Origin of the sequence: Burkholderia mycopellens (assembly GCF_964265025.1) — a bacterium.
In the GTDB taxonomy this organism is placed as follows: domain Bacteria; phylum Pseudomonadota; class Gammaproteobacteria; order Burkholderiales; family Burkholderiaceae; genus Burkholderia.
This window is the reverse complement of the sequence record NZ_OZ183804.1, coordinates 409,377-421,930: the sequence shown is the minus strand read 5'-3', so window position 1 is coordinate 421,930 and position 12,554 is coordinate 409,377. Positions and strand designations below refer to the sequence as shown.

General features: G+C 61.9%; 11 protein-coding genes. 9 read left to right on the top strand and 2 right to left on the bottom strand.

All coding sequences use genetic code 11. From position 1 onward, the window contains the following. The first annotated feature begins 34 nt into the window (after window positions 1-34). The 9 genes from ACPTTC_RS35700 to ACPTTC_RS35660 are packed head-to-tail and all read left to right on the top strand — an operon-like array spanning window position 35 to window position 11,380. On the top strand, window positions 35-2,791 hold the full coding sequence (locus tag ACPTTC_RS35700) for a hypothetical protein (protein ID WP_423396024.1): 2,757 nt from the start codon (window positions 35-37) through the stop codon (window positions 2,789-2,791). Beyond that, the gene (locus ACPTTC_RS35695; protein WP_423396023.1) at window positions 2,788-3,687 is read left to right on the top strand and encodes a DUF2460 domain-containing protein; all 900 of its coding nucleotides are present in this window, start codon (window positions 2,788-2,790) and stop codon (window positions 3,685-3,687) included. Before ACPTTC_RS35700 ends, ACPTTC_RS35695 begins: the two co-directional genes overlap by 4 nt. Beyond that, the gene (locus tag ACPTTC_RS35690) at window positions 3,684-4,790 is read left to right on the top strand and encodes a DUF2163 domain-containing protein (RefSeq protein ID WP_423396022.1); all 1,107 of its coding nucleotides are present in this window, start codon (window positions 3,684-3,686) and stop codon (window positions 4,788-4,790) included. The genes ACPTTC_RS35695 and ACPTTC_RS35690 overlap by 4 nt, the downstream gene beginning before the upstream one ends. Further along, window positions 4,790-5,200: an NlpC/P60 family protein gene (locus tag ACPTTC_RS35685; protein WP_423396021.1), complete on the top strand. Its 411-nt coding sequence runs from the start codon at window positions 4,790-4,792 to the stop codon at window positions 5,198-5,200. The genes ACPTTC_RS35690 and ACPTTC_RS35685 overlap by 1 nt, the downstream gene beginning before the upstream one ends. Continuing rightward, a complete protein-coding gene (locus ACPTTC_RS35680; protein WP_423396020.1) occupies window positions 5,201-8,365 on the top strand; it encodes a phage tail protein in 3,165 nt (1,054 codons plus the stop codon). A 4-nt stretch (window positions 8,366-8,369) separates the two neighbouring features. Next, on the top strand, window positions 8,370-9,728 hold the full coding sequence (locus tag ACPTTC_RS35675) for a hypothetical protein (protein WP_423396019.1): 1,359 nt from the start codon (window positions 8,370-8,372) through the stop codon (window positions 9,726-9,728). 20 nt (window positions 9,729-9,748) lie between these two features. Then, window positions 9,749-10,258: a glycoside hydrolase family 108 protein gene (locus ACPTTC_RS35670; RefSeq protein WP_423396018.1), complete on the top strand. Its 510-nt coding sequence runs from the start codon at window positions 9,749-9,751 to the stop codon at window positions 10,256-10,258. Window positions 10,259-10,260: 2 nt separating this feature from the next. Further along, on the top strand, window positions 10,261-10,932 hold the full coding sequence (locus tag ACPTTC_RS35665) for a hypothetical protein (RefSeq protein ID WP_423396017.1): 672 nt from the start codon (window positions 10,261-10,263) through the stop codon (window positions 10,930-10,932). Window positions 10,933-10,963: 31 nt separating this feature from the next. Further along, a complete protein-coding gene (locus ACPTTC_RS35660) occupies window positions 10,964-11,380 on the top strand; it encodes a hypothetical protein (RefSeq protein WP_423396016.1) in 417 nt (138 codons plus the stop codon). 4 nt (window positions 11,381-11,384) lie between these two features. On the opposite strand, the gene ACPTTC_RS35655 is transcribed toward ACPTTC_RS35660, so the two are convergent. Together ACPTTC_RS35655 and ACPTTC_RS35650 are read right to left on the bottom strand one after the other, a co-directional pair. Then, complete coding sequence (locus ACPTTC_RS35655) at window positions 11,385-11,696, bottom strand: hypothetical protein (RefSeq protein WP_423396015.1); 312 nt, start codon at window positions 11,694-11,696, stop codon at window positions 11,385-11,387. Window position 11,697: 1 nt separating this feature from the next. Continuing rightward, complete coding sequence (locus tag ACPTTC_RS35650; protein ID WP_423396014.1) at window positions 11,698-12,402, bottom strand: hypothetical protein; 705 nt, start codon at window positions 12,400-12,402, stop codon at window positions 11,698-11,700. Window positions 12,403-12,554 lie beyond the last annotated feature (152 nt).

Below are 12,554 nucleotides of genomic sequence, written 5' to 3'. Positions count from 1 at the left end.
CTAATGCAGTCCCCGCCTGATGGAGTCTCCGTAAATGGACGAAGTTAACGTAAAGGTCACGGCGGACACTAAGCAGGCGACGGACGCCGAAGTCAACCTCGCGGACGTGACCGAAGAAACCACGAACCGCATGCAAGCCTCGCTCAAGGCATTGGGCGAGCGCTCGCGTGCGGTGAGTGAATCCGTCTCCGAGAACTTCAAGGAAATGGCCGCGTCGGCGAAAGAGTCCGCCGCGCTGCTGAACGAAAACCTCGAAAAGATCGAGGGGAAACTCAACGCCGTTTCGAAGTTCGCCCGCACGCTCGGCGAAGTGGCGATTGCTGGTGCAGTTGGCGATTGGGCCGTCGAACAGGTCAAGTCGATCGGCGAGTATGGCGAGGCGGTCGAGTTCGCGTCGCAGAAAACCGGCATCGCGACCGACGAGATTCAAAAGCTCGGCTACGTCGGCAAAGTCACCGGCCTGTCGTTCGACGAGATGCAGCACAGCATGGCGCTGCTGTCGCGCAAGCTGGCCGAAGCCCAGGGCGGATCGAAGGAAGCCGCCGCCGCGCTCGCATTGATCGGCATCAGCGGCAAAGACCTGAAAGAGCTGACGCTCGATCAGGTGTTTTCGCGCATGGCCGAGTCGTTCCACGAACACGCGGACGGCGCAGAAAAATCGGCCCTCGCAATGGAGCTGATGGGCCGCAACGGCCAGCAAATGATTCCGACGCTCAACAAGGGCGCGGAGGGCTTCAAAGAATTTGGCGATGCAGCAACCGAAGTCGGCGCGGTGATCGATAAGGAAACGATCGCGAAGATGGCCGAACTCGGCGAGCACATGCACCAGCTCGAAGCGGACGGCAGCGCGGTTGCCACTGCATTCAAAGGCACCCTTGCGAGCGCTTTCGATGCTGTCGTTAAGTCGCTCGATGACACGATCCGCAGCGGTGACGGCGCGCGCGAAGTGATGCACGACCTCGGCGAAGGCATCAAGGTTGTGGTCACGGTTGTGATTGGCGCGGTCACTGCGCTGTCGCAGTTCACCGACCTCCTGAACGGTATCGCGATGGCAGCGAACGCCATCGGCAAGGGGGATTTCTCCAGCGCCGGGCATGCGCTCGCAGACGGCTGGAACAAGGCCAAAAACGAAGGCGACAAGTTCCTCGGCACGTATCACAAGATTTGGGACGAGCAAGCCAAGCACGTCGCGCCGGAAGGCGGCGAAGGCGGCGGGAAACCTAAGTTCGGCGTCGTGCCCCGTGGCGGCAGCAAAGGCAGCAGCAGCAAGGGCGAGGCAGCGGTGGCCGCCGCCGAAGCAGGCGCACAGCTCGCGCTCCTGAAAGAGATGCTGACCGAAGAGGCCCGCGCGAATCAGGATGCGTACAAGTCCGGGACGATCAGCCTCCAACAGTATTACGAGGAACGCGCAGCGATCGAAAAGCGCGGCCTGCAAGCGGAGATTGAGACGAAGCGCGCCGAGATGGCGACCGTCAACGCGATCAAGCCGAAAGACGCAAACGAGGCGCTACAGCTCAAGGCGAAGCAGATCACGATCAACGGTCAGCTCGCCGTGCTTGAGGCAAAACTCGCCGACTCGCAAGTGCGCAACGCGCGCGAATATGCGATGGCGCTGCGCGACCAGAACGACCAGCTCGCCAAGATCGCCGCGAACAAAACCGTAGCGCTCGGCACGCAGTCGATCGCGCAAGAGAAAGCAATCAACGATGAGCGTGTCGCGCTCGGGCAGATCAGCGCGCGCGAAGCTTTGCAGACGGAAACCGATCTCGAAAACCAGCGCTATCAATTGCAACGCGACGAGCTGGAAAAAGAGATCGAGCTGGCCCACAACAAGCCGGTCGAACTTGCCAAGATCAACGCGCAGATCGAAGAAGCCGAAGCGACGCATCAAACCAAGATGACCGAACTTTCGGCCAAGGCCATCCAAGACCAGATGAAATATCAGGTTGAGGGTACGCAGGCCGTCGAGTCGTCTTTCGAAGGGCTGTTCGAACACATCGCGAGCGGGCAGGAAACGGCGCGCAAGGCCGTGATGGATTTCTTCACGGCGATTGAGCAAGGCTTGGCGAAAATCATGGCGAAGGGGCTGACTGAAAACCTCTTCGGCGGCGGCAACGCGAGCACGGGCGGCGGGCTGCTCAATGGCTTGATGACGCGCCTATTCGGCAACCAAGGCGTGAACACGACGCCGAGCGCGGGCGGCACGACCGGCACCGGCGCGGCCGAGTCCGGTATTGCTGCCGTGTTCAAGGGGCTATTCGGCGGCGGCGGCGGTGGCTCGTCCACGCTCGCGGGCATCAACAGCGCGCAGATGACCGTCGCGGCCATGCAGACCGGCACCGCGACGATCCCTATGGCGACGGTCGCGACGATGACGGTCGCGAACATGGTGACGGCTGGCGGCGGCGCGGGCGGTATCGGCTCGGCGCTCGGTGGCTTGTTCGGCGGCGGGTCGAACGCCTACGGCTTTTCACTCGACGGAACCGGCGTTCCTAGCGCTCTGGACGCGGCGTCTAGCGGCGCGGGGTTCGCGCTGCCCGGAGGGCTGGGCGGCATCGGCGCGGGTATCCCGATGTACGACAAGGGGACGAACTATATCCCGCAAACACAGCTCGCGATCGTGCACCGTGGCGAGGCTGTCGTGCCTGCTGCCTACAACCGCCCGCAGGGCGGAAACGTCGTCGTTACGAATCACTTCTCACTCGGCCAAGCGACCGACCTGCGGACGCAATCGCAGATTGCGACGCTTGCCGCAGGCGCGCTCAATCGCGCAGCACGGAGGAACGGATGACCGCGCCCTTTCTGGAAACGCCGCGATTCCCCGATGACCTCGCGCGCTGGGCGCTCGGCGGCGTCAACTATTCGACGATCGTTATCGGTTCGACGAGCGGACGCGAAACGCGTAACAGCCTTTGGCAGTACGGCCGCGCGCAGTGGGATTTGCAGAACGTCGAGCGCGCCGAAGGCGTCGCCGGGAATGCCTACGTGCTGCAAACCCTCCGCAATTTCTTCCGGGTCTGCAAGGGTCAGGCGTATGGCTTTCGCATGCGCGATTTCACCGACTACAGCGACGAAGGGAACGGGCTGATTGGCCTGCCGCTCGCGCTGCTCGCGCCGGGCGCTGCGCCGTCCGGAACGGGCGCGGGGCTGCCGACCTTGCAGCTCTACAAGCAATACATCGCAAGCCCGCTGTCGGACTATCGCGTGATCCAGAAGCCGTATCCCGGTAGCGTGACGATCAAGCGCAACGGCGTGACCGCGAGCGGCGCGACGCTCGACACCACGACGGGGCTTGTTACGTTCGCCGCAGACAGCAGCGCATCGATTACGGGCGTCAGCGCGGCGGCGTCGTGCGTGCTGTCGTTCAGCGCGATTCCGACCGGCGCGGCGGTCGGCAAGACCGTATATGTCACGGGCGTCACGGGCACGGCCGGAACGCTGCTCAATAACGCAGGCTGGTCGATCGTCGGCGCGACGAGCACCACGCTAACGATCAACGCGAACACGACCGGGCTTTCTGGCTCGGGCGGCACTGCATCGATGTACCCGCAGAGTACCGACACGCTCACGTGGACGGGCATGTTTGACACGCCGTGCCGGTTCGCGACGGATGCGTTCGAACCGGTTTTCGATCCGTCCGGCCTGTACACGTTCCAGACGCTCAAAATCGTTGAGGTGCGGCTGTGAGAACTATTTCGCCCGCGCTGCTCGCGCACTTGCAAGGTGACGTGCGAACGATCGCGACGCTCTGGAAAATCACGCGCACCGACAGCAAGGTTTTCACGTTCACCGACCACGATGCGCCGATCACGATCGGCGGCAGCACGTACCTGTCCGCCGCGTACACGTCGAGCGCGATCGATACGCCGTCCGATATGTCGGTGAGCAATCTTGAGGTGAACAGCGTTTTCGACTCGGCGAGCATCACGCAATACGACCTCGACGCGGGCCTGTGGAACTCGGCAGCCGTGCAGATCATGCTGTGCAATTACATGGACGCCACACAAGGCACCGTGCAGATTGCGGCGGGCATTCTCGGCGCGGTAAAGATTCTGAACGGCCGGTATCAAGCCGAGCTGCGCGGCACGACGCAGATCATGCAGCAGGGTTACGGCGATCACTTCCAACCGAGCTGTCGGGCCACGTTCGGCGCAACCGGCGTTCGTCAATGCAATATCCCCGGCGGGCTTGGCCCCCTGACGTTCACGGGCACTGTCAGCGCGGTCGCAATCCCGAATGTGTCGTGGCTCGATCCGTCACTCACGCAGACCGGGCCTGTCGTCCCGTACACCGACACGCGCGGGCTTGTCGTCCCGACGACAGGCGCATACACGATCCAGATCGTGCCGCCTGACGGGGGCGCGTTCGTCGCGAACACGCAGGTAACGGACATTCAAGGGAACGTCTATACGGAGGTCGGCGGCAGTCCTGGCGGCAGCCAGTACAGCGTAACGAGCGGCGGCCTGTACACGTTCAACAGCTCGCAGGCCGGGCAGATGGTGTTCATTAACTACACGTACACGATCGGCTATTTCGCCTACGGAAAAGTCACGTGGTTGACAGGCGCGAACGCGGGCTACTCGATGGAGGTGCACACGTTCGCGCCGGGCGTCGTCACGCTCGCGCTGCCGATGGAATACGCGATTGCGATCGGTGACACCTATTCGATCGTCGCGGGCTGTGACAAGCAATTCGGCACGTGCAAAAACCGATGGAATAACGTGCTGAACTTTCGCGGCGAGCCCTACGTGCCGGGTATCGACACGATCATCCGGCCGCAGGTGTCGTGATGTGCACGCGCGCGGAATTCGTCGCAGAGGCCCGCACGTGGCTTCACACGCCCTTCAAAGCCCAAGGCCGACTCAAGGGTATCGGCGTCGATTGCGGGGGGCTTGTGGTGTGCGTAGCGAAGCACTACGGCCTGACCGAGTTCGACGTATCCGGCTACAAGCTGCGCATGGGTGAGGTGCTGGCCGAGTATTGCGACGCGCACATGGAGCGCATCGCGATTTCGGACGCCGACGCGGCGGACGTTCTACTTTTCGAATGGAACGGCAAGCCGTCACACATCGCGATTCTGACGAACCGCGATCACGTCATCCATGCCTTTGTCCCGAATAAAGAGGTGGTTGAGCATCGTCTCGACGATCGCATGCGGTCATTGATCCGCTGCGCCTATCACGTCCCCGGAGTCGAATAAATGCAGCTCGTCCTTAGCGCCGCAGGCGCGATCGTCGGCGGCGTGCTCGGCGGGCCGCTCGGCGCACAAATCGGATTCGTTGCCGGTGGCTTGATCGGCGGCATTCTCTTCCCGCCGAAGCCGCCGTCACTGCACGACCTCACGATTCAGGACAGCGCATACGGTCGATGGATTCCGACTTGCTACGGCACGTTTCGCGTGAGCGGAAACGTTATCTGGGTATCGCCTGTCACCGTCACCGAACAGGACAAGAAAAAGGCACCCGTCGAGGCTGCGCAAATGTCGATCGCGATCGCGCTATGCAACGGCACGATCAGCAGCGTGCGGCGCATTTGGGCTAACCACAAGCTGATTTACGACGTATCGAACCCGTCGAACTTTCAGGCGATCAGCGGCTCGGCCGCGATGGTGACTGATTTCGTCGTGTATCCCGGCAACGAAACGCAGATGCCTGACCCGACGATGCAATCGTATCTCGGCGTCGGCAACGTGCCCGCGCATCGCGGCATTGCTTACGTCGTGTTCAATAACTTGAACCTGCTGCCGTATGGGAACGTGATCCCGACGTTTGAGTTCGAAGTGACGACGAACGCAACGCCGATTTTGGTCGAGGCTGTCGCGTCTCAGTTCCCCTACATTTTCAGCGATACGTTTGAGGGGCCGGGGCCGGGCGCGTGGCAGATGCCGAACATCACGGCGAACGGCGGCGTTGCAATGGGCGTCGCGAACAACCCGTTCGGCGCGGGCCGCGCGATCGAAGCGCAAATGACGGCCTACGGCGCTACGCAATTGCCGACCATTACGCACACGTTCGGCTATAACCCCTACGGCGATGCGAAAGGCACGTCGGACGTGCCCGGCTATATCGACAACATCAACAAGCAATGGGTCGAACAGACCGGCTGGTGGTCGTCGTTCGCGCCGGACGGGTTCCCGCCCAACTGGACGAGCTACTGGCGGAACAGTAACTACCTCTACACGTCGGGCGTGCCGATCGTCGGTAGCCCTGCATGGTCGGTCTATAAATCGACGATCCCGGCCGCGTTCCCCGAGCCGATGCCCGCAGGCGTGACGGTCGCGACTAGCGTAGCGGTGACGGGGGGCTTTTCGCTCTTCGGCGGGACGGCCAGCTACGTCTATGCGCAAGGCGGTGACGGGAATATCTATCGGCTGAACAAGAGCGACCTTTCGACGGCCGCGACGTGGGCGAACCCGTATGCAGGCGTGACGAATGGCTGCGTGCTCGACGACGACCACATCTATTTTTTCTACGTCGCCGAATTCATTTTGTTCCAGCCGAGCGAAGGCACATTTACCGTGCTCGGCACTGTCTCGCAGCCGTATATCTATCACCTCACCGCGATCAGCCCGAACCTGTTCATGTTCGCCACGACTGGCTCGGACTTGCAGATCGGATCGCCCTACGAACTTTGCTACATCGCGATTGGCGGCAACGGCTCCGACGTTACGCTCGCGTCGATCGTCTCGGATATCTGCCTGCGTGCGGGCCTCACGTCGGGACAGTTCGACGTGTCGCAGCTCACCGACCTCGTTTATGGCTACGGCATCACCTCTTACAGCAGCGCGCGCGACGCAATCAAGCCGCTGATGGACACGTACTTTTTCGACGCGGTAGACGATGGCGGTGTCCTCAAGTTCGTGAAGCGCGGGAGCGCGTCGGTCGCGGTGTTCCCGTGGGCTGACCTTGGCGCGGCGCGCGATCACTCGGCGTCGTTCACGAACGATCCGATTCAGCAGGCCAACGAGTTCGAACAAAGCGCGCCGCGTTCGTTGACGCTCACTTACGCGGGCAAGAATAACGACGGGCAGGCCGCATCGCAGCGCGCGTTTCGTTCCCTGACGAACTCGAACCTTGATGCGGCTGCACAGGTCGGCATTGTGTTCGACGACGGCGAGGCACTGACGCGCGCGCAAGCGATGATGTGGTCGCTGTGGCTCGGCCTGAAAAAATTCCAGTTCACGACGACGCTCGCATATCTGAATTACGAGCCTACCGACGTTGTTTCGCTCACCGATCAAAACGGCTATCAGCACGTCGTGCGCCTGACGAAATGCCAGTACGACGGCGCGGGTGTCCTGCAATGGGATGCCGAGTACGAATATCCGTCGATCTATCCGAACTTCGCGAACTTCAGTGCGATGGGTTCGCCGCCTGCGGGCTTCACGCCGCAGACGATCGACTACAACGGGCCGTCGATTCTCACCGTGCTCGACGTGCCGCCGCTGCGCGACTCGGATAGCTCGCCGGGCCTCTATCTCGCTGCGTGCGGCTTCGCGTCGTCGTGGCCCGGTATCTCGATCGAAGTGTCGCGCGACGGTACGACATACAGCAGCTTGGCGAACGATGCGACGGCCGCTGTGATGGGAACGACGACGACCGTGCTTGGCAATTTCTACGGTGGCAACCAGCCCGACGAGCTGAACACTGTAACGGTCAGCCTCTACAACGGCGGCCTGTCGTCGGTGGATTACGCAACGTTCCTGAGCGGCGCGTCTTACGCGTACATCGGCGGCGAGCTGGTCTTGTTCCGCAACGCGACGCAGACCGGCGCGAACACCTACGTTTTGTCGGGCCTGCTGCGCGGCCGCGCGGGCACCGAGTGGGCGATGGGAACGCACACGGCAGGCGATACGTTCGTCTTTCTCGACGCCACGAAGCTGATTACGGAAAACATTCAAGTAAGCGACCTGCGGAACACGATGTATTTCGAATATCAGCTCTTGAACCTGTTCTTTAACGTCGTCAACCCGGTAGTCAAACAGGTGGTCAACGTCGGGCGCGTCAAGCCGCTGTCGCCGGTGCTGTTCAACGCGGGGCACGGCAGCGCGTCGAGCACGTCGGATATCTCGCTGTTCTGGTTCCGGCGTGCGCGCGTGTTCGGCCAGTGGCTCGACGGAACCGATGTTCCGCTGGACGAATCGAGTGAGTCGTACCAGCTCCAAGTCTTGAACGGTTCGACCGTCGTTCGAACCGTCATCGTCAACGGGCCTTTCACCTCGCCCGCGCAACCGACCTACACATACACCGCCGCGCAGATCACGGCCGATGGTTTCTCGACTGGCAACACGATCAATTTTTCGGTCGCGCAGAACAGCGACCAAGGGCTGCTCGGGTACGCCGCGACCACAAGCATTGTGAGGTAATGAAATGAGCAACAGCACCACGCTACTCGACACGATCGCGGTCAACCAGTCGAACAAGGAAGCGGTGATTAACGCGCTGCTCGACGCGGCGTCGCCCGGCATGCTTTGGGGCCGACACGCATCCGCGTGCAGCGGCCTCACGTGGGGCTTTTACGGCGGGCAATACGGCTCGAACGCGATCGCGAACGGCACGGTAACGCTCACGGCAAGCGCGACGAATTACGTCTATGCAGACAATGCAACCGGCGCGGTTTCGGTCAACACGTCGGGCGTGCCGAGCGGAAAAATTCCGCTCTACTCCATCGTCACGGGCACCACGACGGTGACGAGCTATACCGATATCCGAAGCTATGCGCCGATGAGCCAAGTCGGTTCGTCCTTCGGCAACCAAACCGCCAACTATGTCTTTGCCGGGCCGACGAGTGGCAGCGCAGCGGCCCCGACGTTCCGCGCGCTGGTCGGCGCGGACATTCCGGTGTTCGGCGCGTCGGGTGCATCGCACTCGACAGGCGGCGTACCCGATCCGGGTTCGACCGCAGGCGCGACGCGTTTCCTGCGTGAGGACGGTTCGTGGCAAGTGCCGTCGGGCGGCGGCGGCGGCGGCATGACGAACCCCATGACGACGCTGGGCGACATCATTACGGGAGGCGCGGCTGGCGCGGCCGGACGGCTCGGCGTCGGTTCGAATGGCCAGGTGCTGACCGTGGTTTCCGGCGTGCCTGCATGGGCGGCAGCAGGCGGCAGCACGCCGAAAGACGCGCTCGGCTACTACCTCGCGAACAACCCGACCGTTTCCGGCTTCACGGTTGCGCAGCAGACCGGCAGCACAGGGTCGATTGCGAACCTGTCGAGCGGGCGCGGTTTCTCGATGACGGTTCCGGCGACGAACGGTGCAGATAACAACACGTTCGCATACGTGACCGCGCCGGGCGGCTCGTCGTGGACGATGACGGCTTTCCTCGTGGCGTCGGTGCTGCGAGGCAACGCGACGAACTTCGGTCTAGCCGTGCAGGACTCGAACCCGAACACCGCGATTTTCTGCCTCGACGGCTTTACCGAAGCGGTCAGCTATGTGACGTGGATCGGCATGAATTCTTTTAACAGCCGCGCGACTGGCTCCAATACCGGCGCACTTGAACCGGGTAAAGCAATCTGGATGCGGCTGCAATACACGTCGGGCGGGAACTTCATCTACTCCCTGTCGCCGGACGGCGAAACGTGGGGCGAAGTCTACCGAGTCGGCGTTACCGCATGGCTCACGGGTGCGCCGACGAAGTGCGGTGTCTGGTGCAATACGAACCTCGGTTCGGCGAACGCGAATTTTCAAAACGTCCTTTCGGTCATGCACTTTACGGCGGCGTAACGCGCATCAAGGGGTGTGCTATGGATACTTTCGATCAAGCGTTCGCGCTGGTGGTCGGCGCGGAGGGCGGTTTCTCGACCGATCAAAACGATCCGGGAAACTGGACGGGCGGTCACGTCGGCGTCGGCGTGTTCAAGGGGACGAAGTACGGCATCAGCGCGGCGTCGTATCCGAACCTCGATATCGCGAACCTGTCGGTTGACGACGCGAAAGCGATCTATGGCACCGACTACTGGTCTGCTGCGTGCTGCGACCAGATGCCGTGGCCGCTCGCCCTCTTCATGTTCGACTGCGCGGTTAATCAGGGCGTCGGCACCGCAAAGATGACGCTACAGCAAGCGCTCGGCGTCGTCGCGGACGGCGTAATCGGCCCGGTCACGCTCGCCGCCGCGCAGAGCGCGGACGTTGAACACGTCGCGCTGTTCATGGCGCAGCGCGGCATCCGATACACGCACTCGCCGATCTTTCCTAGCAATGGGCTGGGCTGGTTTAAGCGGCTCTTTGTGATGTGCCTGAACCACGGGGGGTAATCATGGCTTGGGGCGATGTGGTCAACGTGCTGGAACAGGTCGCGCCGACGATCGCGACCGTCGCAGGCACCCCGCTGCTCGGCGGCGCGGTCGCGGCGCTTGAGCAAGTGTTTGGGCTGACGCCCAAGGCCGACGAATCGATGCAGGCCCGACAGGATCAGCTATCGACGGCGATCGGCGGCGCGACGCCCGAGCAATTGATCGCCTTGAAAAAGGCCGATCAGGACTATGCGGCGCGCATGGCGGAACTCGGGTTCAAGAATAACGAAGCGCTCGCACAGCTCGCCGTGACAGAGGAACAGGCGTATGTGGCCGACGTTGAGGACGCCCGGCGCGCGAACGCGGCGAATCAGCGTGTTTTCTGGCTCGGCGTCGCGGTGCTCGGCACGTTTGCCGCTGTCTCGTTCGGCGCGCTGTTCGGCGCTGCTGCGCTGCTGACGGGAAAGATGCCGCTTCCTGACGCTGCGACGGTCGGCATGGTGTCGGCGTTCATCGGGACGATCATCGGCTACGTGGCGAGCAACGCAACGCAAGTCGTGTCGTTCTATTTCGGATCGAGCAAGGGCAGTGAGCAAAAGAGCGAAGCGATGGCATCGGCCTTTACGCAGGCTTTTGGCGGCTCTGCTGCGCCGGGCAAGGGAGTATCAGCACGAACGACCGGCAGCGCCTCCTAGACCCCGTATCGAGCCGCGCAAGGGGATTCCCATGACGAACCCGCACCCGACGCCGCAATCCGTGCGCGACGATATCGAAGCGCTCGAAAAGCTGTTCGATTCGAAAATCAACACGCTGCGCTTCGAAGTCGTCACAGGACTGTCGAACCTCAAGGAATTGAAGCGGCACGACCTCGACAGCATCACGGCGTATCAAGCGGCGATCCATGACGAAGTGAACCGCCGCCTGTCCGATCTCGAAAAGAACATTGACCGTCTCGACCACGCCAACCGCGACTACGTGCTGCGCGAGGTGTACGAGAAAGATGAGGAACGCTTGTATGCCGAGCGGCATGAGCAAGCGTCGAACCGTGAGAACGGACAGCGCGCGGTCATCATTGCCCTAATCTCGGCCCTAATCGCGATCTTTAACACGATCGTTGTCGTACTCCTGCGGTTCGCCCACTGAATCGTCAGTCAACGTCCGGCCGACGTACAGGCGACCAATCGTGTGATTGCGCCTCTGCGAACTTGAGGCGCTCGCGCAATTCGGGGTGTACGCCTGCCTGTAAAAGCAGCGCCATCCCGCCAAGTCGTCGCGCGTCCTCATCGGTAATCGCGCATCCATCATTCGGCTCGGCATGCGGCGGAATCGTGATTGCAACGCCTGCATTCAATTCGCGATCTAGGACGGCTTGCACGTCCTTTCGGAACACGGTGCACAACGTCACCTGTTCAGTATCTTCGTCGTAAAAAACGATGGTCGCGCGTCTCGGTTTGTTCATCTCACATTCCTCTACAAGTTTGGTATTTGTCGAAAGCCCGTTGTTTGCATAGCGCGTAGGTACGGGGGTCTTTGTACATCGCACTGGCAGCCGCGCACATCTCCATATCTATTTCGTACCGGGCATAACACTGTTCCTCTTGGAACGGGTCAACGGCCGCAACGTCCAGCGCGTCGCCTAACGGTGAATCGTCCAGTGAGAACGGTTCAGCGTCGCCGAGCGGCGTGCTATCGACCAGCCCCGATGCGGTATCGGCAACGCTGCTACCTGCTGCCCCCACCACGCTTTCCAAGTAATCGATCAATTCGCCTACCGACACGTCGGACGGCTGCGCCCAGCTCGGGATAGGTTTATCCAGCGGAAGCGATGCCGCAGGCGCGACGCTGGCGAAGCGGCTGGCACGCGGGAAAGGCGGCGTCGATGGCTGACCGCCAGCAAAACCGCCGACGGCTTTACGTTCAATCTCGACCACCACGCGCCCGTCCTCAATGGCTGACCTAAGCACGTCGAGCGGTGCGCCACGGTGCGCGTCTAGCCCCAATTGACGGATGTACGTTAGTGCGTTCGTCGTCACGCCCTCATACTTCGGCCAGTGCAGCATTAATTCAGAGACGGCGGCGCGTTGACCCGCCGTTAAGGGGGCCGCTCCTGCGCGGGTTAGTGTCGCGCGTTTCCCTGCACCTAATTCGATTGTTATTGAAGCCATTCAACACTCCGCCGTTACTGTCGGGCGACTGTACCTTGCGGGCGCACTACGGCACAACCTGCTTGTTTTATCAGGCGAAAAAAAGCCCCGCATAAAGCGGGGCTCAAACTCGCACAGTTCCCATAAAACACTCTGGCGAGGTGCTACGGGAC